This window comes from Herbaspirillum rubrisubalbicans, from assembly GCF_003719195.1.
In the GTDB taxonomy this organism is placed as follows: domain Bacteria; phylum Pseudomonadota; class Gammaproteobacteria; order Burkholderiales; family Burkholderiaceae_D; genus Herbaspirillum; species Herbaspirillum rubrisubalbicans.
In genome coordinates, this window is record NZ_CP024996.1 from 1,714,475 (window position 1) to 1,741,012 (window position 26,538).

The 26,538-nt window shown below is 59.7% G+C and carries 24 protein-coding genes; 7 read left to right on the forward strand and 17 right to left on the reverse strand.

The genetic code is table 11. From position 1 onward, the window contains the following. Positions 1 to 237: 237 nt before the first annotated feature. From RC54_RS07585 to RC54_RS07615, 6 genes are all read right to left on the reverse strand, one after another. Positions 238 to 3,495 (reverse strand): hybrid sensor histidine kinase/response regulator, encoded by a 3,258-nt coding sequence (locus RC54_RS07585; RefSeq protein ID WP_061789103.1) that lies wholly within the window; start codon positions 3,493 to 3,495, stop codon positions 238 to 240. An 8-nt stretch (positions 3,496 to 3,503) separates the two neighbouring features. Next, entirely contained in the window at positions 3,504 to 4,148 is a 645-nt protein-coding gene (locus RC54_RS07590) for a response regulator (protein WP_058894856.1), read from the reverse strand. A 235-nt stretch (positions 4,149 to 4,383) separates the two neighbouring features. After that, positions 4,384 to 5,136 (reverse strand): fimbrial biogenesis chaperone, encoded by a 753-nt coding sequence (locus RC54_RS07600; protein WP_061789104.1) that lies wholly within the window; start codon positions 5,134 to 5,136, stop codon positions 4,384 to 4,386. Beyond that, the gene (locus tag RC54_RS07605) at positions 5,133 to 7,757 is read right to left on the reverse strand and encodes a fimbria/pilus outer membrane usher protein (RefSeq protein ID WP_061789105.1); all 2,625 of its coding nucleotides are present in this window, start codon (positions 7,755 to 7,757) and stop codon (positions 5,133 to 5,135) included. Before RC54_RS07605 ends, RC54_RS07600 begins: the two co-directional genes overlap by 4 nt. A gap of 5 nt (positions 7,758 to 7,762) precedes the next feature. Continuing rightward, the gene (locus RC54_RS07610) at positions 7,763 to 8,473 is read right to left on the reverse strand and encodes a fimbrial biogenesis chaperone (protein ID WP_061789106.1); all 711 of its coding nucleotides are present in this window, start codon (positions 8,471 to 8,473) and stop codon (positions 7,763 to 7,765) included. Positions 8,474 to 8,699: 226 nt separating this feature from the next. Further along, positions 8,700 to 9,227, reverse strand: coding sequence for a fimbrial protein (locus RC54_RS07615; RefSeq protein WP_174526079.1), 528 nt, complete (start codon positions 9,225 to 9,227; stop codon positions 8,700 to 8,702). Between the two features lie 256 nt (positions 9,228 to 9,483). Between RC54_RS07615 and RC54_RS07620 the strand changes: the two genes are divergently transcribed. Then, positions 9,484 to 10,929 (forward strand): fimbrial protein, encoded by a 1,446-nt coding sequence (locus RC54_RS07620; protein ID WP_244216457.1) that lies wholly within the window; start codon positions 9,484 to 9,486, stop codon positions 10,927 to 10,929. 36 nt (positions 10,930 to 10,965) lie between these two features. Here RC54_RS07620 and RC54_RS07625 read toward each other — a convergent pair whose 3' ends face one another. The 3 genes from RC54_RS07625 to RC54_RS07635 all read right to left on the reverse strand — a co-directional run bounded on the left by RC54_RS07625 (position 10,966) and on the right by RC54_RS07635 (position 14,247). Next, positions 10,966 to 11,520, reverse strand: a complete 555-nt coding sequence (locus RC54_RS07625) for a hypothetical protein (RefSeq protein ID WP_231739036.1) — start codon at positions 11,518 to 11,520, stop codon at positions 10,966 to 10,968. A gap of 135 nt (positions 11,521 to 11,655) precedes the next feature. Further along, positions 11,656 to 13,821, reverse strand: coding sequence for a TonB-dependent receptor (locus RC54_RS07630; protein ID WP_061789109.1), 2,166 nt, complete (start codon positions 13,819 to 13,821; stop codon positions 11,656 to 11,658). Positions 13,822 to 13,905: 84 nt separating this feature from the next. Continuing rightward, positions 13,906 to 14,247, reverse strand: coding sequence for a hypothetical protein (locus tag RC54_RS07635; protein WP_244216458.1), 342 nt, complete (start codon positions 14,245 to 14,247; stop codon positions 13,906 to 13,908). Positions 14,248 to 14,566: 319 nt separating this feature from the next. On the opposite strand from RC54_RS07635, the gene RC54_RS07640 reads away from it, so the two are divergent. Further along, complete coding sequence (locus RC54_RS07640) at positions 14,567 to 14,767, forward strand: hypothetical protein (RefSeq protein ID WP_058894864.1); 201 nt, start codon at positions 14,567 to 14,569, stop codon at positions 14,765 to 14,767. Between the two features lie 115 nt (positions 14,768 to 14,882). After that, entirely contained in the window at positions 14,883 to 16,625 is a 1,743-nt protein-coding gene (locus RC54_RS07645; RefSeq protein ID WP_061789110.1) for a methyl-accepting chemotaxis protein, read from the forward strand. A gap of 144 nt (positions 16,626 to 16,769) precedes the next feature. Here the strand turns inward: RC54_RS07645 and RC54_RS07650 are convergent, their stop codons facing one another. Both RC54_RS07650 and RC54_RS07655 read right to left on the reverse strand, forming a co-directional pair. Beyond that, complete coding sequence (locus tag RC54_RS07650) at positions 16,770 to 17,750, reverse strand: DUF6976 family protein (protein WP_058894866.1); 981 nt, start codon at positions 17,748 to 17,750, stop codon at positions 16,770 to 16,772. A 9-nt stretch (positions 17,751 to 17,759) separates the two neighbouring features. Further along, the gene (locus RC54_RS07655) at positions 17,760 to 17,975 is read right to left on the reverse strand and encodes a hypothetical protein (protein ID WP_058894867.1); all 216 of its coding nucleotides are present in this window, start codon (positions 17,973 to 17,975) and stop codon (positions 17,760 to 17,762) included. 273 nt (positions 17,976 to 18,248) lie between these two features. Here RC54_RS07655 and RC54_RS07660 point away from each other — a divergent pair, with 273 nt between their 5' ends. Then, complete coding sequence (locus tag RC54_RS07660; protein ID WP_244216459.1) at positions 18,249 to 19,172, forward strand: transporter substrate-binding domain-containing protein; 924 nt, start codon at positions 18,249 to 18,251, stop codon at positions 19,170 to 19,172. Between the two features lie 62 nt (positions 19,173 to 19,234). Here the strand turns inward: RC54_RS07660 and RC54_RS07665 are convergent, their stop codons facing one another. After that, positions 19,235 to 19,678: a MarR family winged helix-turn-helix transcriptional regulator gene (locus tag RC54_RS07665; protein WP_061789111.1), complete on the reverse strand. Its 444-nt coding sequence runs from the start codon at positions 19,676 to 19,678 to the stop codon at positions 19,235 to 19,237. A gap of 175 nt (positions 19,679 to 19,853) precedes the next feature. Between RC54_RS07665 and RC54_RS07670 the strand changes: the two genes are divergently transcribed. Both RC54_RS07670 and RC54_RS07675 read left to right on the forward strand, forming a co-directional pair. Then, complete coding sequence (locus RC54_RS07670) at positions 19,854 to 20,399, forward strand: VOC family protein (RefSeq protein ID WP_058894869.1); 546 nt, start codon at positions 19,854 to 19,856, stop codon at positions 20,397 to 20,399. A 52-nt stretch (positions 20,400 to 20,451) separates the two neighbouring features. Next, on the forward strand, positions 20,452 to 22,086 hold the full coding sequence (locus tag RC54_RS07675; protein WP_061789112.1) for an FAD-dependent oxidoreductase: 1,635 nt from the start codon (positions 20,452 to 20,454) through the stop codon (positions 22,084 to 22,086). Here the strand turns inward: RC54_RS07675 and RC54_RS07680 are convergent. The 5 genes from RC54_RS07680 to RC54_RS07705 all read right to left on the reverse strand — a co-directional run bounded on the left by RC54_RS07680 (position 22,071) and on the right by RC54_RS07705 (position 24,890). Continuing rightward, positions 22,071 to 22,718 (reverse strand): GGDEF domain-containing protein, encoded by a 648-nt coding sequence (locus RC54_RS07680; protein ID WP_231739039.1) that lies wholly within the window; start codon positions 22,716 to 22,718, stop codon positions 22,071 to 22,073. The genes RC54_RS07675 and RC54_RS07680 overlap by 16 nt on opposite strands. A gap of 13 nt (positions 22,719 to 22,731) precedes the next feature. Next, a complete protein-coding gene (locus tag RC54_RS07685; protein ID WP_061789113.1) occupies positions 22,732 to 23,232 on the reverse strand; it encodes a winged helix-turn-helix domain-containing protein in 501 nt (166 codons plus the stop codon). Positions 23,233 to 23,710: 478 nt separating this feature from the next. Continuing rightward, on the reverse strand, positions 23,711 to 23,941 hold the full coding sequence (locus tag RC54_RS07695; protein WP_058894874.1) for a hypothetical protein: 231 nt from the start codon (positions 23,939 to 23,941) through the stop codon (positions 23,711 to 23,713). 9 nt (positions 23,942 to 23,950) lie between these two features. Then, positions 23,951 to 24,352, reverse strand: a complete 402-nt coding sequence (locus RC54_RS07700; RefSeq protein ID WP_058894875.1) for a response regulator — start codon at positions 24,350 to 24,352, stop codon at positions 23,951 to 23,953. A 154-nt stretch (positions 24,353 to 24,506) separates the two neighbouring features. Further along, positions 24,507 to 24,890, reverse strand: a complete 384-nt coding sequence (locus RC54_RS07705) for a hypothetical protein (RefSeq protein ID WP_058894876.1) — start codon at positions 24,888 to 24,890, stop codon at positions 24,507 to 24,509. 245 nt (positions 24,891 to 25,135) lie between these two features. Between RC54_RS07705 and RC54_RS07710 the strand changes: the two genes are divergently transcribed. Then, entirely contained in the window at positions 25,136 to 26,380 is a 1,245-nt protein-coding gene (locus RC54_RS07710; protein ID WP_061789115.1) for an alpha/beta hydrolase family protein, read from the forward strand. The last annotated feature ends 158 nt before the right edge of the window (positions 26,381 to 26,538 follow it).

Here is a 26,538-nt window from a genome sequence, read left to right on the forward strand (position 1 = left end):
GCCCGACGGACCAGAAAAGTCGAATCATCGTAAGGCGACGTCTTCAGGCATGACGATCAGCGTGTCTCTCTAGTGTCTGTAGGAAATGGCGAGAGGGAATTTGGGGCGTAGGAAATTGCGACGGCAATCAAACCTGAACTGCCATTATTGGCTGACGCATCGCTGTGGCGGCGCTTCAGCAGGCTCGATAAGCGACGCGAGGACGTGGATGACTGGAGAGCCCGATGCATGAGGCATTCAAATCACATCCTCCACTGCGTCAATCCAGTGCTCACAATCACGCCAGACACTTACCTCAGCCGCAGCGACAGCCGCCTGCAGAGCCTGATTGCGGGCTGCCAATTGCTCCCGGCCCAGCGCTTGCAAGCCACCCTGCAAGCGATGCAGGATGCGCATGACCCGTTGCGCATCACGTGCTTGGAGCGCCTGCTGTAGCTTGTGCTTGTCCTGTGGCCACGTTTGACGGAAAGCTTCCAGCAATACCCGATCCAGCGGCTCGGTCAGAGTTTGCAGCGGCGCAGGCGCTTGACCGAATCGGGTCAGCAGTTCTCGCAGTTGCTCCAGTGAGCTCGGTTTGTAGAGCACGGCATCGAACAAGCCAGCCGGTAATTGCGCCAGGCTTGCCGGGCCAGCGGCGGTGGTGGCGATGATGCGGGCCTGCCTCTGCTCTTGGCGCACGCGCCTGGCCAGAGAGACGCCATCCAGTTCCGGTATGCCCAGGTCGGTAATGAGCAGGTCCGGTCGATGTGCCCGCCACTGGGCCAGCGCATCCTGGCCATCACGCGCTAGGCGCAGGTGTTTGCAGCCGAGCACCCGCAATTGTTGTTCGATCAGGGTCAGGTTGACGTAGTCATCTTCCACCACCAGCACCTCCAATGCGCCAGCAACGTCCGGGTTGACTACCAGACCTGGCGCAGATGCCGTTGCGGTCGGCGCGTGGTCGGCCAGGGCGCAGCACCAGGCACGGCGATCGAAGGCGCTGACATGGCGCCAGTGCCCCATGCTGCTGCTTTGGCGGACCACGTCGGGACGAATCAGTACGCTTGCTATCGACGTGTTCATCGGTGTGGACATGAACGCCGCTATTCCGTCCGGCGCGACCAGATGGAGCATTGCCGGGGTCGCAGAGGCCGGCGCTACGAATTCGGCACCCCAGTGCTGCAGGTACGCGCGCAGCATCGCCGCCGTAGCCGGATCTTGCACATGCACGACCACCTTCCTGCCTTGCAGTGGAGGCACGCACGCTTGCTCTGCTTGTTGAATTCTCGCCAGTGAAATCTCGGCCCCGAACGTGCTGCCCTTTCCGACTTCGCTATCCAGAGTGATGTCGCCGCCCATCAATTCGGCCAGGCGTCGACACAGCGACAGGCCCAGGCCAGTGCCGCCGAAACGCTGGCTGATGCTGTCGTCGGCCTGTTGCAGGGACTTGAAGATGCGCTGGCGCGCGCTGGGGGAAATGCCGATACCGGTATCGGCGACTTCGAATCGCACGATGCTTTTGTCTTGGGAACTCTGCAGCAACTGCGCGGAGAGCGTGATGCCGCCGCTGGCGGTGAACTTGACCGCGTTGCCTACCAGATTTTGCAGGATCTGTAGCAGACGGCGCGGGTCACCCCGCACAGGCTGCTCCAGCGCGGCACAGGGCAGGCAGTGGAATTGCAAGCCCTTGTCCAGCGCCAAGGGGGCAAACAATTGCGCGCATTCTTCCAGCAGGTCATTGACCCTGAGCTCTTCCGCGGCCAGGGTGATGCTCTGTGTCTCGATCTTGGTGATGTCGAGGATGTCGTTGACCAGGCTCATGAGCATGTCGAAGGCATGGCGGATGAGTTCAACGCGCTGGTGCTGCGAAGGCGACAAGTGTTCGCGGGCCAGCAACTCCATGTGTCCGATTGCCCCGTGCAGGGGCGTTCTGATTTCATGGCTGACCTGGGCCAGGAACATGGACTTGGCCTGGTTGGCGCGATCAGCCATGCTCTTGGCTTCGCGCATCAGGGCTTCGTGCGCCTTTTGCATGTTGAGATCGATCAGGCCCAGCAGCAGTACGTCCTGACCAGAAAAGCGGGTGCGTGACCAGACGGCACCCAGGTGGCTGACGCCGCCATCGCGTAGCGGCAGTTCAGCCTCGATCATGCTCTGGCGCAGATCGTCAGCGGCGCGCACGGCAATGAGGATCTGGGCATAGAAGCTACTGGCTGACAATGCGGATTGGTCCAGCATCTGCGTGGTCACCGCGTTGCGCAGCACGAGCTCGCCCGAACCGTGGGCATAGACGGCGATACCTACTGGCAGCGTATCGATGATGGTCTGGCTGAACTGGCGGGTCTCTACCATGGCCAGCGCTTTTTTTTGCAGTGGGCCGATCACGCAGCGGTCGAAATAGAGTGTGGCGACCCACACGAACAGCAGTGCAAACAATCCCCACAAGGCACCGGTGGTGAAATTGCCCTGCAGACCGGCCAGCACATCGCGCCAAGTGAAGATATAGACCACCACCCATTCCGGGCCCTCGATGGTTTGGGCGATGAAGAAAGTGCCATCGTCATGGAAGTGACCGTTCAGGTCATGCGGCGCCATGTCGTGCCGCACGTGCTCCAGGATGTGCTGCATCATTGCCGTATCGATACGTTCATCCGGTTGGCTCAGCAGACGTGTGCTGCCCTGGCCTTCGAAGACGAACAGCCCAGGTGTCTGTTCATCTTTCAGAAAGAACTGGCGGAACTGGCTGGCCGGGACCGAAAAGACAGCGGTGGCTTCATCGCCTTTTTCGAGCGAGATGCGCACGGCCAGCCTGGTGACGGCAGCGCGCCTCAGTGGCGTGCTCAAGGTCGGGCTCATCCACAGCACCCGCTGTCCGTTGCTGCCCTGTGCCTGCGCTGCACGTTCGCGTTCGGCAGCAAAGGCGGTGTTGACCGGGGCGCTGATGGCATTGATGAAACGCGATACGCCCAGTTGTCGAACTTGATCGCTTTCTTCCTCTGACAGAGGTGGCGAGACTGCCAGGAAACCGGCGTCACCGGTATAGATGAAACCATCCAGGGTGACGCCCGGCGCGGACGGGTTGAACATCGGCAGCGCCGAGGCCTGGCGCAGCAGGAGCAGCAGGTTGGCCAGGCGCCCGCGGTCGGTTGCCGTGTCACGCCCCACCAGCAAGGAAAACGGTACCACCGTCAGACTCTCTGGACTGCGAATGATGGGCTCGGCATCGATGAGATCGGCGTAGCTGTCCAGTACCAGCAGTTCTTTTTTGTAGAGATGCTGGAGACGCGCATACATCTCGGCAAACTGGATCACCCGTGCGGTGAGCCTATCGACCTCGGACTTGATCTGCTCGCGCTTGCCGGTGAAGCTGGCGATCTGGCGTTCCCGGAACTGCGAAAAGGCGCTGTAGCCGAGAAACAGCATGGCACACACGATGGCCACCGACAGCAGGCTGGCACAGCTATAGAGCAGCCGACGATAGTAGCGCTCGGAGCGGGCCAGGATCTTGTGCGGCATGGCAGGATTCAGTTGTCCAGGGTCTGGAACACGCGACTCAACTCGACGTCATTGCTCACACCCAGTTTCTTCATGGCGGCCACTTTCTGGTTGCTGATGGTCTTGGGGCTACGCTTGAGGCGCTCGGCGATGGTGCCAATCGACATGCCCTGGCAGATCATGCGCGCGACCGTCAGTTCGCGCTCGGAGAGTTGTCCCAGGCCGCTCTGGCGCGTATGGACGCGATACAGGTTGCCCAAGAGCGCCGAGGACAGCGATTGCGGTAGATACACTTGCCCATTCTGAACGCAGTAGATGGCTTGCGGCAGATTGACGAAATCGCTGCGACTCTTGCCGATGAAGCCGACCGCGCCCAGTTCCAGGGCGCTGGAGATGATGTGCGGCTGGGCGTGGGCGCTGAGGAAGATCACCTTGACTGCCGGATGATGGCGGCGCAGACGCTTGAGCAGATCGATACCATCAGCCTGGGGATCATCATCGAAGGCATAGTCGCACAGCAGCACATCGACTGCTGCCTGCTCCAGGCAAGCCATGAGTTGAGTAATGCTCTCGGCCGAGAAAGCCAGCGTGATATCGGGGCAAGGTGCCAGGATGGCTTCGATCCCCCGCAGGACCACCGGATAGTCATCTGCGATTGCGACCCGTATCATCATCCCCTTGGTTGCCATGGTGATCTCCCTCTTCTGGTTTGGTTTTTCGCGGTACGTTCGTTGTGACCGGAGCTCAACTGGCCGGGTCGCTTCTCTATCCCTTCGGCTGTAACGGTGGCACCGAATACGGCGGCCAAGGCCAGGATCTTTTCGATCAGGCGACTGTACAGGGAATTGCCGAGCAGGGCAGCAACAAACGAGCGGTCGAGCTTGATGCGGTCAATGATGACATCTTCTTTCAGAGAGGGGCTGGTAGCGCCAGCGTGATCTGGTGTTCGATGACACGTCCATCGTCGTTCAGCATCTGGTAGAGCAGGTGGGGAGCCTGCCACTGCGTGAGTCTGTCGGTCTCTGCCAATAGGTAGCGCTGCTGGCCGAAGGGCGGGACCATCATGTCGGGCATGAGGCCAGGCGCAAACTGCCGAGCGCCATCGCTCAGTCGCAGGGTGGCAAACGAGACGAAGTAGGGACTGTCGTTGCGGCATACGAGCACCCATTGCCGCGCTTGCATTTCCAGGTGAAAGTGCAATGCGGTGTGCCACTGTGGACCCGGGTCGGACAATCCGGGCGGGCGGTAGAACAGCTTGATCTGGGTATTGAGACCTAGCAGCAAGCGCGCGGCCTCCTGCGGCTGGTCGGGGTGGAGCAGAGGGATTTCGTAGAGATTGAGCCAGAACACGGATTCCCTGTCTGCGGGCAAGGGATCGCCGGTGTAGAGCACCCGGATCTGGCTGATGTCGTGTGGTTGCAGTCGCAGTACCGCAGGCATGACGAACATCGACGAGACTACCGTATCGGGCGCCAGGTTGCCCTCGCCCCGATCGACCCAACTCTGCAGCAGCACCGGGTAAGCGTTGGTGTTGGCCAGGCGCAGGCTGATGTCGGCGCTCCCTTGACTCAAGACCAGACGGGTACGCTCCGGCATCACGCCGGCCTCTGTGATACCGCATAAGCTCATGAGCAGCCACAGGCAAGCAGTCAGCGTCTTCATTGAGGGCTAGACCTTGCATCGGGGCGGCTGGCATCGGCCGGCAGGAATTGCTCGCGCCGGGGCGCAGCGATACAGTTCGCCGTCAAGCGCAGCAAGGGCGAGCTGAGGTCTTGCCCTTGCAGATCATACTGGGCTGCGCAGCGCTCCTGCTGGCCATCACCCCAGCGTACCAAGAGCTTGGCGCGCACGCGGTCGCTGCGTAGATAGGCCTGGCTGCCTTGTCCGACCATGCCCACCATTTCCCCTTGCTCATCGAGCACGTCGGCGCCCATGGGCAGGGGTTCGCCATTCTCGCGATGCAGCCTGATCAGCATGGCATGTCCGGCGCGCGTCCTGAAACTGAGCTTGAGGGTGGCGCCGGCATAGGGAATCACGATGCGCTGGCTTTCCAGGATCTCGCTTTTCTGGTTCGCGCCCGTGCTGGCCAGTTCCACGACATTGCGATGATAGGGAGACAAGGACGGCAGCAAGGCGAAGCCGTTGTCATCGATCACTGCCCCCTGGCCATTGAAGAGTTTGGCGCCTTGCGCACCTTTGGCTTCAACCAGGGCAAAGGTATCCCCCAGATAGGGGCCGAAGGTGATGCCGCCGTCATGTACTGCCAGTGCTCCCCTGGCATTGAGCGCGGCCTGCCAGTAGTCACGTCCGCGGGTCAGGTTGACATTGAGATGGGCCTTGGGCAGGCCGGCTCCGAGGTTGCCATTGATACTGTCCTGTTGGCCGCCGGGTGCGTGGCTGGTGCCGAGGCTGTAGTTGAGTTGATGGGCGCCCGGTAGCATTCCTGATACCTGCGACTGGTACAAGTCCTGACCCTCTGCCTTGACCAGGGACGTGCTCAGTGCATGTCCCTGGCCACCTTGCTTGCCCAGCGGAATGGACAATGACAGCATGATCGATGATCCTGGCCGGGCCGTTGCTGGTAGCAGCCCGCTGATACTCTCAGGAGCACCGGGTGTGGCACTGAGCTGCTGTCGCTGGAATGCCAGATTGATGCTCATGCCATTGCTCCTCATGGTCGAATAACCGAACTGCAATTGGGTGATGCGGCTACGGTCGTGATAGAAAGTTTGCGTCAGGCCCGAGAGATAGAGCGAACCAGCGCTGCCGAGCTGCTGACTGAGCGATAGGTCAAAGCGCGAATGCTGCTGGTAGCTGGTGGAATTGCCCAGCGCAGAATTGCCAGTGCCGGTGCGCCAGGCCAGCCGCTCGCTGAGCACATCGGCCAGCTCGCGATACCCCGCTGTCGAGTAGCGGTAGCTGGCAATGGAAAAATGGGTGCCCGTGGCGTCGAAGGTGTGGGAATACGATAGGCCCAGCATCCAGCCACCGCTGGTGTTGCGCCCGCTAGCGGCATGTGAATAGTTCAGCGCCAGCCCCAGCGATCCCAGCGGCCCGGCCAGGGTCGTCCCCAATACTGCAGACTGGTAGCCCCAGGCCAGGCGTGTGCCGAGGTTGGCCGTGATGGCATTGCTCAGGCCGCGTTGATAGAGGGCGTCCATGAACAGCGCCCTGGTATCGGTGTCGCGCGTGCGACCCAGTGTCAGGCTGTAGCGCGAGCGACCGGGACGCATGGATTCAGGCAGGGCGGAGAATGGCACGCTGAAGTTGGCGCGCGAGCCATCGGCCTCGATCACGGTCACATCGAGATCGCCGTTGTAGCTGGTCGGATACAGATCGTCGATGATGAAGTTGCCCGGCGCGACGGTCGTGCGATAGATTTCGCGCCCCTTCTGGTGGACGATGACTTGCGCATTGCTGCGGGCTGTCCCGCGGATGACTGGCGCATAGCCGCGCAGGGAATCGGGCAGCATACGCTCATCCGAACTCAGTTCTATCCCCTGGTAGGCCAGGCCGGAGAGCAGGTTGCCCGAGGTGAAGTTTTCGCCCACCGTCAGTTCGCTGGTCCAGTCAGGCAAGGCGCGCTTGGCATAGGTGCGCACCGGATTCCAGTTCAGTCCGTTGCGCTTGTCATAGGCCAGGCTGCCTTGCTGGCGCAAGCGCCACAGACCGAGGTTGAGGCCACTGTGGGTGAAGCCGTAGGTCGCATCCTGACGGGCCTGGGCGGTGCGTGAGTAATACTGGCTGATGCTGTAGTTGAGAAAGCCCATGGTTTCTCCGGCATCGTAGAGTTCTGGATCGATGTAACCACGTGCCACGTGCTTGAGCTGCGACTGCGGGATGCTGACGTTGATGCGCAGGTTCGAAAGGTCGAGCACGGCCTGGGCTCCGGCAGCCAGTTCATCGATACGGGCACATTCGCGCTGGCCCAATCGTGCTATCAGGTCCGGGCGCAGATTGAGCAGCGCCGCATCCTCGGCCTTGAAACACGCGGCTGCCCCCTGTCCTTCGAACAGATCCAAACGCAGCGAGCGGCGATGGCTGAAGCTGCCGTTGACGAAGACATCCAGGCTGTAAGTGCCGGGCTCGATATTGCCGATCCGGTTGAAGCGGGACAGACTACCCTTGTTGATCGGGGAGGCCATTTCCAGCGCCTCAAGGAAGCGATAGGACTGCTCTGGCTGGGCTGCAGCTACCGGCTCCATGCACAACAGGCCGGTGCCAATCGATAGCGCCGCCCATGTTGCACTCAGCGGCGGCGAGGTGCCTTGCTTCATCGCCATGGCCGTCAATGGAGGGGATAGTCGCGCACGATCTCCACCCCGACATCGTTGACGATGCGCAGTTGCAGGCGCAGCCCGGTCCGATCCGCAGGTGTCTGCGCCAGGGGCCAGCGCAGTTCTTCAAAGGGGCCGATCATGGTGGCGCTGGCCAGTTCCTGCGGCTGCCCATTCGACAGCAGCGCGGCCTGCTGGAGAACCACGTGGTAGGCACTGGCATTGCGCGCCACGATGCTGGCACCAGCACCAGCACCAGCTGGTTCGATGACGAACGTCAGTGCATCCGGCGCGCGTGCCGCCTCTTCCTCGTTGTCCAACCCCAGCGGGCGATAGAACAACTTCATGCGGCTGCGCACGGTGAGCACCAACTGGTTCTCGCCGACAGAGTCCGCTTTCAGTGCCGGCACTTGCAGGAAATTGAGAAAGAACAGGGATTCGCGATCCTGCGGTAACGCTGCCCCCACGTAGGACAGGCGCACCACCTGACCACCGCGGGGTTCCACCCGGAATACCGGCGGGATCACCATGAACGGTGAGGGGCCGGGCGCGGTATCCTCGGTATGGCCGTCATCGAGCCATACCTGGACCAGATTGGGATGATCGTCAGGATTGCTAAAGCGCAGTGCCTGATCGCTGGCACTGGCGGGATAGATGACACGCGTGCCAAGCATCGTCACGCTGGCGTGAGCGCCTGCGCTGCTCAGCCATGCCAACGTCATGATGAGTCCTGCGAGCAAACTTGTTTTTTTCATGTCAACAACGGCAGCCCCGCCGCAGCAGGGCTGCGGCGGCGCTCAAAGCGATGCGAAGAAGGAAGGGGGGATGACGGCCAGCCAAGGCATGGCTCGCTGATCTGGAGAGTTCATGCAGGGGGACTGCTACAACACTGGTCCAGAAGCTCTGGTGGAGAATGGACTGATCCTGAGGATCAGTCGCGTCAGCTCGTCAGAGGTAGTCCAGAGCGTACTGTACCGAGCCTATCACCGATCCGGCTGCAGCCGCACCGGCTTCGGAGACGTAACGCACGGAGAACGTATGCGAGGCGCTGCTAGCCCCTGTCGCGATCTCCAGACCATCGACCGAGACGGCGCTGCCGCCGACCAGCCTGATGGCGTCACCGCCCATGCTCTTGCGCAATTGCAGCGCCACGTTCTTGGCGGTACCCAGGTTGGGAATATTGTTGCCGCTGGTGGCGCTACTGGCCAGGAACTGGGTCTTGACCTTCAGCGCATTCGATGCCGATGAGGTGCAGCCACTGACACTGACCACGAAGGGCGTTTCTCCGGCGGCACTGCCAGCGGCGACCAGATCGCCCGAGGCCACCGTGGGCAATAGCACGACGGGATTGGCGGCACCATCGACCATCACCTGGCAGGTCTGGGTGTTGACCTGTCCACGGAAATGGATCGTATTGCCTGCTGCCATGACCAGCGACGGTGAGATCAACAATAGGATTGCGAACGGTTTTTTCATGCTTACCCCCAAAAGGAATCGGTTGCTCTCGACAGAAAACGGCGAATGCGGACGTCAACTGCAGCGTCCTGCATAACCGAATCATAGGGGCGACCAGGGCTGTGCGAGGATCGCGCTACTCCCATTGCGGGCAGGGCGAAACCTGATTGTGGTATGGGAAAAATCCCAAAGGCGTCTGTTGGAGGTGGATGGGCATAGGCCCATGTCGATGGCAGGATGAGCCTATTGATCGGAAGCCTGGTCATGGCGATGATCGTTGGTTTTCCCATCCTGGTCGAACCTTTCCATGTCAAACCGATCGCCCCGCCATAGCGCGGGCAACCACGTTTTGTACCTTCTGCTGGCGGTCACGTTGTGGCTGCTGGCAGCCGGTGATGCGCAGTCCAAATGCAAGCGCAACAATCGTGCCGATTATCCGTTTACACCACTCAGTGACGGCGGCTCTGCCCAGTTCTGGTTCGGTCGCATCAACCTGGCCAGTACGGTGCTCCAGCCTGCCGGCACCTTGTTGGGCAGTGCCGTGGCCACTGCCGCCGAAGCCTCCGGGATCAACGGCGATACGCTGCTGTGGACTTGCGATCTCGCTGATGCCGGCCAGATCGATGAAGTGTTTTCTACCAATGGCGATGACCGCGTCGGCGGCTTTTCCGAGATCGGCACCCAGGACGGGCTCGCCGGTTTTTACCGCACATGGTTTCCCGGGGTCGCCATCCGGCTCACGCATCTGCGTTCGGGCAAGGTCTTTTCCCGCTATTACCAATCCAGCCGCCTCGATACCTATGACATCGACCAGGCCGGAAAGAAGATTCTGATCCGCGCCAAGCATCTCAGTCCGATCAAGGCCGAGGTGGCGCGCGTCTCGGACATCAGCCCCGGGACCGGCACCAGCAACTGGTGCGCCAAGAAGCCCGATAACCGGCGCTGGGCCGCGGTGGCCTACACCTGCACTCAGCCCAATGGCTATCTGATGCTACGCGGACCGGGTTACAACCGGGCCAGCGGCGATATGGATGATGATGGCGAGGATCACGCCTATCGTTATCTGTTCTTTGGCGCGGCCAATGGCATCGCGTTTGGTATGCGCATGGGGGCCACATTAAGTATCCTGCCCTCCTGCGTGGTACAGAACGTGACGCCTGAAGTGGTGTTTCCGAGCATCTCCGAGACTGAGCTTAATCTGGGGCAGACGCGGCAGGTGGAGTTCACCCTGTCGTTTCGCTGTGATGAAGGCACCAACAGCAAACCATCCTATGCTGCAGGTACCGACGACAACCAGACCGCTTTTGGACTCCAGGTCTCGCCAGGCGCACTGGCGGCCGCGCAGTTGCTGGGATACGTCAATCAGGACCGGGGCGTGCGCTATCTGCTCTCGGACCACTACGCTACCGATCCCACAGTGGCCAAGGGTGTGGGGATCAGCCTCAGTGACGCCGATACGCATCAACAGATGCAATGGTTGAGTTCATCCGTGAGCGGGCAATGGCTGCCGCAGTCGTTGCCATCGGGACGCAATGCCGGCTGGCATCGCCTCACCGTCCCCGAGCCGCAAGCCACTCCGACATCGCCTGCACCGTCATCGGCACCCGTGGGACAGTACACAGTGGAAAAGCGGCTCACGGCCACGCTGCAAAAGCTGCCAGGCAAAACGGTCACGGCAGGGCGGGTGTTCTCGACAGCCTATGTGATCGTGAAGGTGCAATGATTGCAGCGATTGCAGCGATTTCTGCGACGTCGGGGCTCAAGACGGGTAGTTCTTCAGCGCCGCCTGTATCGCACGCCATTTCTGGTAGCCCGAGGTAGGGTCGAGCTGACGTCCATCGCTTTCGATGCGTGCGATGTAGGTCGCGGCGATCTGATGGTAGTTCACCGGGGTGTTGTCGATGGCCTGGCGCTCGCTTTCGGAAAACGGAATGAATTCGCCGTGCGGCCCGGCCTTGCCGATCGGGCCGACCAGGGTCAGGCTCATCAGTTCTTCCAGATCGATCTTTCCGGCGCTGTAAAGCTCCTTGGCGAAGCTGCGCATTTCTGCCGGCGTCATGGACGAAATATTACGATTGGTCGAGGCAGTCGCGCCGGTAGCGGATGGGCTGGCGTCGTTGGTCTGCTTGCTGGTTTGCGCCAGAACGGCAGAAAATGCCTTGGCGGCATCTCCCTGGTAGCCTTGTTCGATCCGCTGGCTGGATGACTGGAAAGGCTGATATGAAGCTACTTTCATCGTTTCCCCCTGAAGTCCTGTGGATATCGGCCTGCCACTGAAGATTTCTTCCACCATCAGGCAGGGCAGTGAGGCCAAGCTTACTCCAGAAGAAACTGCCGGGAGAAGGGACTGGATCAACGACAGCGCATCAAATCGCTGTAAAAGCCGCATAGATCAATTCAAGGGCAAAAAAACGGCACGCGAGCGTTGCAGCCCGCGTGCCATCCCTCATCAGAAGTGCTTGGTCATGGCCAGATACAGCCCGCGTCGTTGTCCATACTGCGGTGCTCCGACCCCGATACCGCTACCATCGCGGATTTCATAGACTGAATCGAGCACGTTGATGGCGCTCAGGCGCAGCGTCGTATCGCCAATCGGCGAATCCTTGAACTCATGCGCCACCGACAGATTGATGCTGGTGTAATAGGGCAGGTGCTCTGTATTGGCAAAGCCGCTGCGCAAGCCGCTACCCGATACCACGCTGCCACTATAGGTGGTGTCATGGTCCACATAGGAGGCCCCGGCCGAGACCGTGATCGCCTGGTCGTGATCCAGATGCACCCAGTTATTGGCGATGTAGTTGAGTTCATCCTGGCCGAAATTGTATTGGCTCGAGGCGATGTTCTTGCCCAGTGCGGTAGCGCGCGCCAGGTTGAAATAGGCTGCCAGATTATCCTTGCGATAGTTCAGCGTCAGTTCCACACCATAGATCTTGCCCTGCGAGTAATTGAACGGCGTATAGAGCAGGGCCGAACCGAACTGGCCTTCATCGAGCAGGTTGGTGACTTGCTTGTAATAGCCATCCACGCCCAGGGTGAGATGATTGGTCAGCTTGTGGCTCAGGCCCAGGTCATAGGTATTGGAGCGCTCCGGCTGCACCGCATCGTTGCCATTGGTGGGTGGTGCGCCGGTGGTGTTGGCGAAGTTGTTGATAGTGCTGGCCGGGATCAGTTCGCTGGTAGGAGGCGTGAAGTAGCGGGCATAGCCGGCGTGCAAGGTGGTGCGCTCATTGAGCTGATACACCATGCCGATGCGCGGGCTCAACTGGCTGCCGGTGACATAGGCATTCAACTTGTCGAAGCGGGCGCCGTAATTGAGCGTGAGCGCGTCACTGATCTTCCATTCGTCCTGCAGATACACCCCCACTTCGGTAGTGATCTTGCGGTTGCCATCGCTGATGGCAATGGGCGTGTCGCTGCTCTGGTTGCCGTCGGCGTCGGTCGGCAAGGTCAGGGATTGATCGCTGTTGGTCAGGGTTTCGCGGGTATAGGAGATGCCACTGCGCAAGGTATGGCGGTCGTTGAGACGATAGCTACCGTCCGCCTGCAGACCGTTGGCCAGGCCCGCGCGCGCGACCTGGGTCGATACCCCGGTGTACATCAGGTCACCCAGGTTATCTGGCTGGAACTTCACGCCGGTATAGCGACTGAAGGCGGCGATCTGGTAATCGATGTCCTCGCCGATCACGCCCTGCAGGGACAGGATGCCGTAGCGGGTGATCTCATTCTGGGTTTCGTTCAGGTTCTCGGAGGCGACGTTGCCGCCCGCGACATTGAAGCTCGGGGTCTGTCCTGGTGTATTGGGAATCTGGAAGTGGCTGTTGGTATTGGCCAGGATCAGGCTCAGGCGCGTATCTGGATTGATCAGGTAGGAGAAATACCCAAAGGCCTTGCTCTGGGTGGTGCGGTCATGCAATGCCGAGGAGGAGCCGGTGGGGTTTTCGATGCCCAGATTGTTGGCGTCCAGCGAACCGGTGACGTAGTAGCTGATGCCGTTGACGATGCCATTGGCCTGGCCATTGACCTGGCGCGTGTTGTTGCTGCCCATGACCACGCCGATATCGCCACCCGGTGTGAGGTGTCCGGTCTTGGTATGGATATCGACGATGCCGGCGGTGCGATAGCCGTATTGCGCCGGCAGGGCACCGGTGAGCAGATTGACGCTGTCGACGAAGCGGGTATCGAGCGTCTGTCCGAAGCCGGAAATGCTTTCCGGCAGCAGGATGCCGTTGAGACGATATTGCAGGTTGGCATGGTCGCCGCGCACGTGCAACTGACCATACGAATCCTGCGCCACGCCCGGCGCTTGCAGCAGCAAGTCATTGAAGGGCGTGTTTTCGCCCAGCGGCAAGGCCTGGATGTCCTGTGGGCCGATGTGATAGGCGCTGCTGCCGGTTTCCACCAGGATGCCATTGCGCGCCCGGTCCAGACGCTCGGAAGAGACCGAAATGGTGGGCAGGGCAGCGGTGCCGGCCGAGGAATTGGCTGTGCTCTGTGCGTCACTGCCACTTGGGGGTGTGGTCGCAACGGATTGCGCGTAGGCAGGAAGCGAAATGGTGCCGTAGGCCAGTGCGATGAGGGTGCTGAGGGCGCGCAGCCGCAACAGGTTGGAATGCATGAGGGTTTCCCTGGGATAAACGAAGTCGGACTGCGCTCCTTGCGAGGCAGTCGTCAGAATGAATTGACAGAGTGAGTCAGTGAATCAGTGCCGCGAAGACACTTCGGGTGGCGCCTGGGAATAAGGGGCGAGATAAGGACTGATGGGTTGCCGGAAGAAATACAGTGGCGCTACCAAGGTGCTGCCTGCCAGGAAATACTGCAAGGCCGACAGATCGGCTTGCGGTACATGAGGGGGCGGCGGCAGGTCTTGTTCCGCCCACTGGCAGGCGACGCAATCGTCGCTCTTGTCGCTCAATGCATGATGATGAAAACCACTGCTCCATAGCTGAAGCACCACGATCACGATGGCCAGCCAGACAGTGATGTGGTGATGCCCGAGCGTGCGCTTGGACGATGAGCGAGGGTATTTGCAATAGTGTTGCATTTGCCGCGATGTTATAGGGAGTGGCAAATATATGCAACATTGTTGCAACTTGTTCTGATCTGGGCGATCCCGCGATCGATAAAGCACCGGTCGTTCCAACGTGGTGACCACCTGTTCCGCCCGTTGCCGGCGGCTTTGGACGCGGAAGTCTCACGCCGTGGCATTTTATGAATCTTTAGACAACTGACAAGATTACAACTTTTTCCGGGCTTTGTGATTAATTTACATATATTTCACAACAATAACGCCCCAATTGTAGGGAATGCCGACAATCCCCGAAGGCTGGCATCACAGCCAATTACTCCAGGGAGAGCACCGAATGCTGAAGGGAAATGCAGAAAGCCCAGTGCCGGATGAGGAAGTCCGGGTGCTGTTGCATCAGTTGGCGCGTTTGGGAAGCATCCTGGAGAGCTTGCAGGAAACATTCGAAGAAGCCGCCATCGACAGCCAGGCAAGATCGGCCCTGCTCGCCAGGACTGCCGCCGTTGTCGCTCAGGCAAAGGCTGGCAAGACAAACTAGGTTCGCTTGCCGGCTGGCACGTTGACAAGAGGGGCTCTTGCTTCGTCGTGCCGGGGACAAGCCGCTACGCCAGCCTTCACTCCATATCGCCAATACATCTTTAGAAGGGGAAAGCATGTTTTCATCACTCACGGTCGGCAGGAAGCTCGGCCTGGCATTTCTGGTGTTGGTCGTCGTCTCGTTGATTGGCAGCAGCGTGTCCTTATTCAATTTTGCCAGGCTTGAAGAAGCCAGTGGCATGAATGTCCACACCTATGAGGTGATGGGGGCGGCCGACGACATGCTGCTCAATATGGTCAATGTCGAAACCGGCATTCGCGGTTACGTGGCGTCGGGCAATGAAGCCTTTCTGGATCCCTACAAGATTGGACGCAAGAATTTCCGCACGGCCTTCGAGAAGGCCAAATCGCTGACTGCCGACAATCCTGCCCAGCAGAAGCGCCTGGCCGAAATGCTCGATCTGACCGACAAGATCGAGGAAGTCGATCAGATGTTGATGAAACTGAGAAAAGAGGCCAATGCCAATGCCTCCACCCAGGAGCTGCAAAGCTATTTCGGCGCCACCCACGACAAGATATACATGGATCGCTTCCGTGCCGTGCAGCAGGAATTCGTCCAGGCCGAGGAGTCGCTGCTGTCGGTACGCAGCGAGTTGGTGCATACCTTGAGCCAATCGACCTTGTGGACGCTCATCGGTGCGGGTGCCGTCACTATCCTGTTGGCCATCGGCGCGGGCTTTACCATCACCCGCAGCATCCTTCATGCACTGGGTGGCGAACCTGCCCAGGCCGCTTCGGTGGCACAGTCCATCGCAGCCGGGGATCTGACGGTGGCTGTGGCGCTCAAGCCCAACGATCGTACCAGCCTGATGGCATCGCTGGTGAGCATGAAAGATCAACTGACCAATATCGTGCGCGGCATCCAGGCCTCGGGCGAATCGATCACGGTGGCCGCGGGCGAGATTGCCACCGGCAATACCGACTTGTCCCAGCGCACCGAAGAGCAGGCGGCCTCGTTGGAGGAGACCGCCTCCAGCATGGAGCAACTGACTTCCACCGTGCGCCAGAACTCCGACAATGCCAAGCAGGCCAATGCCTTGGCCGAGAATGCATCGGGTCTGGCGGTCAAGGGCGGCGAAGTGGTCAGTCGCGTCATCGATACCATGAACGAGATTTCGGACAGTTCCAGCAAGGTGTCGGACATCATCACGGTCATTGAAGGCATCGCCTTCCAGACCAATATCCTGGCGCTCAACGCGGCCGTCGAAGCGGCCCGTGCCGGCGAGCAGGGGCGCGGCTTCGCGGTGGTGGCCAGCGAGGTGCGTTCACTGGCGCAGCGCAGTGCTGGCGCGGCCAAGGACGTCAAGGATCTCATCACGCTCTCCACCGAGCGCGTCGGACGGGGCACGCAATTGGTGGGGGAGGCCGGTAAGACCATCGGTGAAGTGGTGCAGGCCGTGCGCAATGTGACCGACATCATGAACGAGATCAGCGCCGCTTCTTCGGAGCAGACCGCCGGCATCGAACAGGTCAACCAGGCGCTGGTCCAGATGGATCAGGTCACCCAGCAAAACGCGGCGCTGGTGGAGCAGGCGGCTGCCGCCGCACAGGCGATGTCGGAGCAGGCTGTCGAGTTGCGTGCGGCGGTGGGGGTGTTCAAGGTGGCGGGTACGTCACAAGCACGAGTCGCTCCGGCCCGTGTAGCGCCCCGTCCGGCCCCAGCCCCGGTTGCGGCTGCAGTCACCAAGCCCGTCTTGCGGGAAGCTGCCCCGCTGCCTTCACCAAAGAAGAGTGAGGCGGTCAGGACTGCAGCTTCGTCCAGTCACAAGAAAGCGGATGAGGAGTGGGAAACCTTCTGACGAAGGGGCGCGCCTTGCAGTTGAGGCGGTACACGTTCCGGCTCGGTATCTAGTCGGAACGTGAAACCTTCAAAAAGCGATGCCCCGCTCATGGATGGGCGGGGCATCGTGCTTAGGGAAGATAGGTGACGAAAGCCATCCGGCTTAGTGAATACGCAGCACCACCAGCGTCTGGTTGAGCAACTGATAGGCGATTTCACCAAACGTGACCGGACCTGCCAAGCCACCGATGGACTTGCCTTCCAGATCGCCAAAGACGAAGTTGAGAATGCAATTGCACGACATCACCTGGCCCTGAGCCTGCTGTTCGTTGAGCCGTACCTGGAAGGCGGCAGCATAGTCGGTCACGGGTTTGGCGAATCGATAATCGACTCCGGCAAAGACGGGAGCATAGAGCTGGGTCTTGCCATGGTCGCTAGCGACATGTTGTAGCGAGACATTCAGGTGGGCGCCACCGAAGTCGCCGACCAGGGGCAAGTGGCCATGGTCCAGCCCGCGTTGACGGATGTATTCGGAGAAGTTGGTGCGTTCACCATTGACCTCGCATTCATCGACTTCGAAGTTGGTGTCGTGGAAGCGCAGCACGTCTCCCTCTTCCGGTTCGAACAGATTGATGATCTCGATGGAGGCCAGCTTGTCCTCGGGCAGTGCCACGTAAGCGACCACGGCCATGTCTTCGTACTTGTGAGGGCCACGACCGTCATAGACCTTGGGCGTGCTGTGACCCAGCTCGGAGAGGTGGACGCCAGCGATCCAGCCGACCGTCGGACGGAGAAACGCGCCTTCGAAATTGCCCGCATCGGCGGCGAAATTCTTGTGAGCCTTGCTGCCGGCCGGAATGATGGTCAGCGCGAAGCCATTTTCGGGTGCATTGGCGCAGATGCCAGCCAGTTCCTCTGCGGCAAAGTGGGCGACCGAAGCTTGTCCCAATTCGGAGAGAGTGGTGGCGAAGATCATGTCCTGCGAGACCACGCCACCGTCCTCCGTGATGAAGTAGGGGGTTGTGCCGCCGATCCAATTGCCTGCAGGCAGTTGGTCCAGCAAGCATTCCGCACCCGCCAGTGATAGGCATTGGCCGCTTGCGATCAGTTCTTTGGTTTCTTCTACGGTGATGAGTCGGTTCATGACGTTTCCTCAGAGGGTATTGAACAGGGAAATTTCGCGCACAAGGATGCGTTCCCACTTGACGAAGAAAGCATGGACTTCAGCGGCTCGTTCGGCGATCGGGGCTTGGCTGCGCTCAAGGCGCTTGACCAGCAGTTGCGCCCCCAGGTTTTGAGACTCCAGTTTGGCGAGGCCGCCGTTGGCAAGTTTTTGCCAGCACGGGTGATGAAGGGCAGGTAAGGCCATGTATCTATCTCCTGGCGATGGCGCGGTTTCTGATGCGCCTGAATGAACGAGGGTGATAGCATATATATATATAAATGTTTTATTCAATAAATATGCTGAAATTGATTATCTATTTGCCGTATTTATTTTTCTATAAGGAATTTCCTGATGGCAATTGTGACCACCCTCCGCATGAGGGGTGATGGCAGGCGAGTGGGAAACTTGTGGAAAAGATGAGAGACTGGCTATACCGGCAGATGTCGTTTTCATGTCGGGCGCAGAGGGGAAGTGGCGATGGCCCTTCATCCGACCATTGTTGTCACCAATTTGTCAGTCAGACCTGTGAGCATGTGGTCCATTTTTGGAGGGGTATCAGTGAAGCCGTATAAATTCCCCTGCTGCCAGTTCTTGCTGATCTTGCTAACGATCCTGGCATGTCCTGTCGTCTTGGCGAAGGATCAGATCACATGGGGAAAGCACCATGTCCCGCCTTACATGATCCAAGAAGGCCCCCGGGCCCATCAGGGTATTTTCGATTTGATTCTCGATGTCTTGAAGAGTCGCCTGCCCCAATACCAACATGTAGAATTGGATGCGGCGTTTCCGCGCATCATCAACGAAATCAGGAATGGCCATCATTGGTGCTTCGTGGGTGCGTTGAAGACGCCGGAGCGCGAGCAATACGGCTATTTTTCCTTGCCGATTTCGATTTTTCTACCGCTACAGATCATTGTCCGCAAGAATGACGTCGGCCGCTTCAACAACGTGGAGTCGGTGCAGGACTTGCTGCGCAATCGACGCCTGGTCACATCCGTGATGCGAGGCAGGTCTTATGGTCCGCAGTTGGATGCACTGCTGATGGCCAATCCACCCCAGGAAAACTATTCGGATCTGAAGGAAGCCATTGGAATGCTGCTGGCGGGGCATCTGGACTATCTGGTGGAGTCGCCCCTGGTGGCATTTGATCTGGCCAGCCATATGGGACATGACGGCGCGCTGGCAAAAATCCAGACGGCCGAGCAGGGCGCCATTACCTATGACCGGATCTTGTGCCCCAAGAATGCTTGGGGCCAGCAAGCCATAGAAAACATCAACGAGATCCTGCTCGCGGTGCGAGGCAAGCCGTTTTACCGGCGCATCGTCGAAAAATGGAATGATCCAGAGTCGGTCAAGGTCATCCGGCGGATCTACGATACCGAGTTTCTTCAGGCGCGCTGAAGCGCGCTTGCTGGCGTACAGCAGGATATTGAGTCAATCAGTCAATCAGACATCGACCAGTCTCAGCACTGCGTGTGGGGCGCCTGCATGGCGCGCTCTCGCAGCTTTTCCATGGCACTCATGAGCGCCTCGCGTTCGGTCCTGCTCAGGGCCTGCAGCAGGAAGGCTTCGCGCTGTTCCACCATCGGCACGATCTTGCGGTACAGCTTGCGCCCCTGTGCCGTGGGTTTGACGATGCGCGCGCGCGCATCTTCGGGACTGGGTTGGCGCAGCACCAGGCCGGCCTCTTCCATACGGGCCAGGGCCCGGCTGACCTGCATCTTGTCCAGCGAGGTATGCGGTACCAGGTCGCTGGCCTGCATCTGGCCTTCTTCGGCCAGTGCGGCCAGGATGCGCCATTCGTCGCGGGTCAGGCCGAAGCGGTCGGCATAGACGCTGGCCACCGAGCGGCTTACCGCCTCGGCCAGTTGCGCCAATTGATAAGGGAAGAAGGCTTGCAGTTTCATACCGGCATGGTAACAGACGTTACCAAGTCGTGGTAGCCCATGCGGGCTTGATCTATATCAAATCCATTGTGCAGATGATGAGGTGTTGCCTTCTTGTACGTTGACCATGCCGCTCAATCGTCCATATAGTAACAAACGTTACTAATTATACCCAGTCAATCCAAGGAGACCCAGCATGAAAATCGATCGCATCCACCACGTCGCCTACCGCTGCAAGGACGCCCAGCAGACCGTCGCGTGGTACCAGAAATACCTGAACATGGATTTCATCCTGGCCATTGCCGAAGACCAGGTGCCCTCCACCAAGGCTTCCGATCCCTACATGCACATCTTCCTGGATGCCGGCCATGGCAACGTGCTGGCTTTCTTCGAGATTCCCAATTCACCGGCCATGGGACGCGATACCAACACCCCCGCCTGGGTCCAGCATATCGCCTTCAAGGTCGATAGCGAAGCCACCCTGACCGAAGTGATGCAGCGCCTGCAGGCCGATGGCATCGACGTGGTCGGCATCACCGATCACACCATCTTCAAGTCCATCTATTTCTTCGATCCCAGCGGTCATCGCATCGAACTGGCCGCCGATTGCGCCACGTCAGAACAGATGCGGCGCCTGGACGAAGTGAAATGGGACATGCTCGAAGAGTGGTCACGCACCCGCCGCGCACCCAAACATGCGGCCTGGATGCACGCACAGGAGTTCACGGCAGCGGCACAGTAAAAAACACCAATATCCACCACGACAACAACATCAACATCCACAGGAGACAGCCATGCAAAGTACTTACACCTATCCCCGTTTCGCCTATCGTCAATCCGATGAGCAGCGCAGCGGCCAGCCGCAGCGCCATCCGGTGGTGATCATCGGCGCTGGTCCCATCGGCCTGACAGCTGCGCTGGAATGCGCCGCGCGCGGCTTGCCGGTGGTGGTGCTGGACGACAATGACACGGTGAGCATCGGTTCGCGCGCCGTCTGCTATGCCAAGCGGCCACTGGAAATCTGGGACCGCCTGGGCGTGGCCGCGCGCATGGTGGAGCAGGGCGTGAGCTGGCAACTGGGCAAGGTGTTCTTCGAAGACCGGCAGGTCTATCAATTCGATCTCCTGCCCGAAAGCGCGCACAAGATGCCTGCCATGATCAATCTCCAGCAGTATTACCTGGAGCAATACATGGTCGATGCTTGCCATGCCCATCCCTTGATTGACCTGCGCTGGAAGCATCAGCTCTTGAACCTGAAGCAGGATGATGAACAGGTCACGCTGACCGTGGAAACGCCGGATGGCGTCTTCCACATGCAGGCGCAATGGATCATCGCCTGCGATGGTGCCAACAGTGATACGCGCAAGATGGTCGGAGCGGAGTTCACCGGCCAGTTCTTCCAGGACCGCTTCCTGATTGCCGATGTGATCATGAAGGCCGATTTCCCCACCGAACGCTGGTTCTGGTTCGACCCGCCTTTTCATCGCGGCCAGAGTGTGCTGTTGCACAAGCAATGCGACAACGTCTGGCGCATCGATTTCCAGTTGGGCTGGGATGCCGATCCCGAGCAAGAGAAGAAGCCCGAGAACGTCATCCCACGCATCCAGGCCATGCTGGGCAAGGACGTAGAGTTCGAGCTGGAGTGGGTCTCGGTGTATCAGTTTGCCTGCCGTCGCATCGACAACATGCGCTACCAGCGCGTGCTCTTCGCCGGCGACGCCGCGCATCAGGTCTCGCCTTTCGGTGCGCGTGGTGCCAATACCGGCGTGCAGGATATCGACAACCTGGTATGGAAACTCAAGCTGGTCATCGATGGCCTGGCACCGGTCAGCTTCATCGATAGCTATCACGAGGAGCGGGCCTTTGCCACCGACGACAACCTGCGCCAATCCACCCGTTCCACCGATTTCATCACACCCAAGAGTCGTGCCAGCAAAGTCATGCGCGACGCTGTGCTGACCCTGGCCGAGACCGAGCCCTTCGCGCGCACGCTGGTCAACAGCGGGCGTTTGTCCACGCCTACCCCCTATGTGGACTCCTCGCTCAATACTCCCGACAGTGCACTGTTCGGCGGTCGCATGGCGCCCGGCACGCCTTGCGCCGATGCGCCGATCCTGCGCGATGGCCGTCCGAGCTGGTTGCTGGAACAATTTGGAGAGAGCTTTACGGTACTGGTGTTTGGCGCCGTGGAAGTTCCTGCCAGCATCGAAGCCGCAGGACTCACGGTCAAGGTCAAGCGGATCGGCGCAAGCGGTTCAGGTGCCGAGCTGGTGGACGTGCAAGGATTGGCGGCCCAGCGTTACGGTGCACGTGACGGGTGTGCCTACCTGATCCGGCCCGACCAGCACATGGCCGCGCGCTGGCTGCATTTCGATGCTGCGGCTATCGAGCAGGCCATTTCCCGCTGCGTCGGTCATTGCACGGCGTAAGTGCTCGCTTGCTGGCGTGTGCGCTTGAGGTGATACATCCCCTGGTCGGCGCGCGCCAGTAATGCTTCCATCGATAGTCCATCCTCGGGATAGTGGGCGTGGCCCAGGCTGGCGCTGACGTTGAGCGAGGTTGGGCCGATCGGGAAGGGTTGGGTGAGGGCCTGGGTCAGCTTGTCGCGGATGATGGTGATGTCGCCGCAGGCGACGATCTCGCTGAGCACCACGAATTCGTCGCCACCGATGCGGGCAATGGTATCGGCATGACGCAGGCTTTCCGAGAGGCGCTCACCGATCTGCATCAACAGCAGATCGCCGGCGGCATGACCCAGGCGGTCATTGACCGCCTTGAAGCCATCCAGATCCAGGAACAGCAGGGCAAACCGGCCCTGTTCACGCTCGGCTCGGGCAATCGCCTCGCTGATGCGGTCTTCCAGCAGGTTGCGGTTGGGCAGGCCGGTGAGGCTGTCGTAAAGAGCCTGCTGGCGCAGGCTTGCATTGACGCTCTTGGCATCTGCCAGTTGCTGGTCCAGACGGTCGCAGCGACGCCGGGCCTTGCGCAGCAAGCCACCCAGCACGCCGATCACCGCCACCGCCCCCAACAGGGCGCAGCTCAGGGCCAGTTGAGCGATCATGGCCAGTTCCCTGTTATCCATCCCAAACATAAAACGCCGCGCCTTCTTTCATTGCTACGCAGATGAAGCCTCTGCCATAGATGTTCCGAATCTCGAAGCGGGTGTGGGCCAGCTGTGCCAGCTTCTTCCGGATGCGATAGATGATGGTGTCAATGCGATGCGGATCGACGATCTCGGCCGTGATGTTGAGGGCGTGCATCAGGTGTTCCGCACTGACCGGGAAGTGCGGGCTCAAGAACAGCGTGGTCAGGACCGCGCATTCCTTATCGCTCAATGCCAGGCGCTCATTGTGCGGGCTGACCAGCGTGCCGTTGCGGCGATACAGGGTCCAGGCCTCGGTATTGCCGGGTGCAGGCGTCTGCAGGATGTGCAGGCGCCGCAGGAAGGAACGTATGGTCGCCAGCAGCAGGCCTTCCCTGACCGGCTGGTGCAGAAAATAGTCGGCGCCGTCGTGCAGGGTCTTCTCCTGCGCGGCCTCGCTGATGTTCTCGCCGATGACGACGATGCCCAGCATCGGGAATTTCTGCCGCAGATCGGCCACCAGAGGACGAAAACTGCTGGTGATCCGATGCGTCTCGATGATCAGGATCGTGGGTTTTTTTTTTGAATCTCCCCCTCCAGCGCCGACAGCGCCGTCACCGCCCTGACCGGCAGGCCACTTGCATGAAGAACCTTCAGCACATGACCCGGCCCCTCGCCTGGATGCTCTACGATTAACACTGCCACGTCGACTCACATCCCTAAAATGAAACAGCCCTGATAGTCCGCGCTCAACGGATGAGTATCATTGTTGGTTACGTTATACCCGCTTTTGCGAAGCGGGAGTTTCACAGAAAATCTCGATTTTATTTCTTATTGGAAATTTTTATGAGCAATGGAAAGGCGCAAGATCGTGTAGAAACGACGAACGGCAGCCCGCGGGCTGCCGTTCTCCTGATGCTGTTTCTGTCTTGGCTGCGTTGGCGTACTGCCGATTAGGTAATGGGCGCCGGTCAGTAGATGTCCAACCCGAAGTACTGGGCGACATCACCTTCGGTCCAATCCTTGATGACATCGCGTTCCAGCAGAACGCGATATTCCGAGCGCGTCGTGCCGCCCGGTTGCTGGATGATGCGGCTCTCCAGCGTATAGATGGTCTGGTGGATGCGGGTGGTCATCGAGGCCTGTTTGATGATACTGCCCACTTCCGGTTCCTGCTGGTCGTCGTTGGCGGGGAGGTCCATGGCGTCCTCTTACTTCATCTGTGCGCGCCGCGAAAGGATCTTCTCGATCTTTTCCTTGAGCGTGGCGGCGTTGAAGGGCTTGACGATGTAGCCATCGGCGCCTTCCTGGGCCGCCATGACGATGTTTTCCTTCTTGGCTTCAGCCGTGATCATGAGCACCGGCAGATGGGCCAGGGCAGGGGTGGCGCGAATTTTCTTCAACAGGGTCAGGCCATCCATGACCGGCATGTTCCAGTCGGTGAGCACGAAGGTGATGTTGGAGGCGCCCGATTCCAGGATCTTCAGAGCGGTGGAGCCATCGTCGGCTTCCACGATCTTGGTGTATTCCAGTTCCTTGAGCAGGCCGCTGACGATGCGGCGCATCGTCGAGAAATCGTCGACGACGAGAAAGTGTTGGTCTGTATCAGCCATGTTTGAGATATACCGTGGAGGGTGTGGCGTATGCCCGGGATCGGCAGCCTGCCTGCGCTATCCGTGCACAGCCGACAGCGACGCAAGCCTGCCGTCTGGCTCGGTGGCGCGAGCAGGGCCGAGACCGCGCCCAGTGGTTCAGTTGCTTAGTCGCTTAGTTGCTTAGTGCCCACTGACCTTGGGCGTTCTTGCAATAACGCAACTTCAGCGGCTCGGTGCCACGCTTGCTGGTGACCACCAGGTCCACCTTGGCGCAGGACGGGGTGCTGTTCTCGAAGGTTGGGGTGATCTTGGCCGAGGTCGAGGGCTTGGGGCCATCGGTCCACTGCGAGGTCTTGCCGCTCACGCCTGCATCCAGGGAAGCGGTGATGGCGGCGTAGAGGGAGTTGATCTGTTCTTTCTTCAGGTCGGCCACGGCCGTATTGGAGAAGAAATCAAGGTTGGCCTGGGCCTGGGCCTGGTGGGCCAGCGCGGCGGCGCAGAGGAGACCGGCCTGGGTGGCCAGCTTCAGGAAGTGGGAGAGGGAACGCTTGGTCATGGAGGGCTCGTTTCTCGGAATCTGGAAGTCAATGACGTTGTCGGTATCGGGGGGAGGACAACGGTAAAGCCTTGCTTTTATACCAGAAATCAGTGGGGCGCCAAACATGTGCTTGCGCGGTAAAGCCCCCGCTTTTCCTGCTTTGTATGCTGGGTCTGGTGGGCATAATGCGCCACACTGCTGCACTTGCGCGCGCCTGCGCTCAAGACCGCCATTGCAGGAACCGACGACAACAAGGGGAAACCATGAAGTCCAGCCTGGTACGTATGACGATGATCCTGGGCCTGTTGGCCTGTGCAGTGCCCGCCATGGTGCAGGCGCAGGCGCCTGCCATCTCTGCCCCCCAAGCGGTGCAGGCGGTGGCCTCCGGTGTGCGATATGAAATGATAGGTCGTTGGGATGTGGACAAACTCAACACTATCCTGAAAAAGGATACGCCGGCCTTCTCCGGCGTGCCGGTCAATTACACCCCGGCGCGCAATGCCGTGATCCTCTATCGCGTGACCTATCCTTCGGTGATCCCGGAACGCGGCAACCAGCCCATCCTGGCCTCGGGTCTGCTGGCCATTCCCGATACGTCGGCCAAGTCCTATCCCATGCTGTCCTATCAGCATGGCACGGTCTACGAGCGCAAGCAGGTGCCGTCCTTCCCCGAGCAATCGCCGGAAACGCAATTGATGATCGCCCAGTTCGCCGGCCAGGGTTACGTCCTGATCGGCGCCGATTATTTCGGCATGGGCATTTCCACCGAACCCGAGAGCTACATGGTCAAGGGCAGTCATCAGCAAGCTACCTACGACATGTTGATGGCTTCGCGCAGCGTGCTCTCCAGCATGGGCGTAGCCAGTGACAAGCTGTTCCTCTCGGGCTGGTCGCAGGGCGGTTTCGTCACCATGGCCTTCCTGGAAAAGCTGGAGGCGGCCGGCGTCAAGGTCGATGGCGCCACCACTGCCAGTGCGCCGCTGGATGTGTTCGCACTGCTGGAAGGCTTCCTCACCTATCCGCGGTCCAATGATGCGGTCTGGCTCAATAGCATCGTGATCCTGTCGGCATTTGCCTTCGAGAATTATTATGGTGTACCCGGACTGGCGCGCTCGGTCTTGACCGATGCCTCCTATGACGTATCGAAGAAGGCCTACGAGCGCCAGCCTTTCAATGTGGCCGACATTCCCACCGATCTTCACAAGTTGATTCGCCCCGAGTATTTCGATACCCACTATTTCGCCAATTCTGCATATGGCCGCCTGATCGCCAACACCCAGGCCTATCGTTGGGTGATCCGCTCTGATGTGCGCAACTATTACGGTGAGTCCGATGAAGCCATCACCCCGGGCGTAGGTCGCATGGCGATGACCTATGCGCAAGCCATGGGTTCGGGCAACCTGCACGTGCAGGCGGTGTCCACCGGACCGACCACCCATCGTGGCACTTTTGCCACAGCGGTACCTTTGTGGAAGAACTGGTTCGATAGCAAATCTGCCACAAAGTAAGACACATCCTCCTCCTCGTCCAGAGTACAGGTCTTCTTTTGCCAGCCCCAAAGGCAGAGCAGACCTGTCTCTTCCCCTCTTTTCCGTCCTGAGGTCGCAACTCATCCGGCATATCATCCGCTTGCCGGTCCCCCCCACCGGCCTGGCACTTCCCTCCA

What these genes read in the sequence shown, in the direction of transcription:
- RC54_RS07585 (WP_061789103.1), bottom strand. Translation starts at nt 3,495, where the DNA reads ATGCCGCACAAGATCCTGGCCCGCTCCGAGCGCTACTATCGTCGGCTG.
- RC54_RS07590 (WP_058894856.1), bottom strand. Translation starts at nt 4,148, where the DNA reads ATGATGATACGGGTCGCAATCGCAGATGACTATCCGGTGGTCCTGCGG.
- RC54_RS07600 (WP_061789104.1), bottom strand. Translation starts at nt 5,136, where the DNA reads ATGAAGACGCTGACTGCTTGCCTGTGGCTGCTCATGAGCTTATGCGGT.
- RC54_RS07605 (WP_061789105.1), bottom strand. Translation starts at nt 7,757, where the DNA reads ATGGCGATGAAGCAAGGCACCTCGCCGCCGCTGAGTGCAACATGGGCG.
- RC54_RS07610 (WP_061789106.1), bottom strand. Translation starts at nt 8,473, where the DNA reads ATGACGTTGGCATGGCTGAGCAGCGCAGGCGCTCACGCCAGCGTGACG.
- RC54_RS07615 (WP_174526079.1), bottom strand. Translation starts at nt 9,227, where the DNA reads ATGAAAAAACCGTTCGCAATCCTATTGTTGATCTCACCGTCGCTGGTC.
- RC54_RS07630 (WP_061789109.1), bottom strand. Translation starts at nt 13,821, where the DNA reads ATGCATTCCAACCTGTTGCGGCTGCGCGCCCTCAGCACCCTCATCGCA.
- RC54_RS07635 (WP_244216458.1), bottom strand. Translation starts at nt 14,247, where the DNA reads ATGCAACACTATTGCAAATACCCTCGCTCATCGTCCAAGCGCACGCTC.
- RC54_RS07640 (WP_058894864.1), top strand. Translation starts at nt 14,567, where the DNA reads ATGCTGAAGGGAAATGCAGAAAGCCCAGTGCCGGATGAGGAAGTCCGG.
- RC54_RS07645 (WP_061789110.1), top strand. Translation starts at nt 14,883, where the DNA reads ATGTTTTCATCACTCACGGTCGGCAGGAAGCTCGGCCTGGCATTTCTG.
- RC54_RS07650 (WP_058894866.1), bottom strand. Translation starts at nt 17,750, where the DNA reads ATGAACCGACTCATCACCGTAGAAGAAACCAAAGAACTGATCGCAAGC.
- RC54_RS07655 (WP_058894867.1), bottom strand. Translation starts at nt 17,975, where the DNA reads ATGGCCTTACCTGCCCTTCATCACCCGTGCTGGCAAAAACTTGCCAAC.
- RC54_RS07660 (WP_244216459.1), top strand. Translation starts at nt 18,249, where the DNA reads ATGGCCCTTCATCCGACCATTGTTGTCACCAATTTGTCAGTCAGACCT.
- RC54_RS07665 (WP_061789111.1), bottom strand. Translation starts at nt 19,678, where the DNA reads ATGAAACTGCAAGCCTTCTTCCCTTATCAATTGGCGCAACTGGCCGAG.
- RC54_RS07670 (WP_058894869.1), top strand. Translation starts at nt 19,854, where the DNA reads ATGAAAATCGATCGCATCCACCACGTCGCCTACCGCTGCAAGGACGCC.
- RC54_RS07675 (WP_061789112.1), top strand. Translation starts at nt 20,452, where the DNA reads ATGCAAAGTACTTACACCTATCCCCGTTTCGCCTATCGTCAATCCGAT.
- RC54_RS07680 (WP_231739039.1), bottom strand. Translation starts at nt 22,718, where the DNA reads ATGATCGCTCAACTGGCCCTGAGCTGCGCCCTGTTGGGGGCGGTGGCG.
- RC54_RS07685 (WP_061789113.1), bottom strand. Translation starts at nt 23,232, where the DNA reads ATGCTGGGCATCGTCGTCATCGGCGAGAACATCAGCGAGGCCGCGCAG.
- RC54_RS07695 (WP_058894874.1), bottom strand. Translation starts at nt 23,941, where the DNA reads ATGGACCTCCCCGCCAACGACGACCAGCAGGAACCGGAAGTGGGCAGT.
- RC54_RS07700 (WP_058894875.1), bottom strand. Translation starts at nt 24,352, where the DNA reads ATGGCTGATACAGACCAACACTTTCTCGTCGTCGACGATTTCTCGACG.
- RC54_RS07705 (WP_058894876.1), bottom strand. Translation starts at nt 24,890, where the DNA reads ATGACCAAGCGTTCCCTCTCCCACTTCCTGAAGCTGGCCACCCAGGCC.
- RC54_RS07710 (WP_061789115.1), top strand. Translation starts at nt 25,136, where the DNA reads ATGAAGTCCAGCCTGGTACGTATGACGATGATCCTGGGCCTGTTGGCC.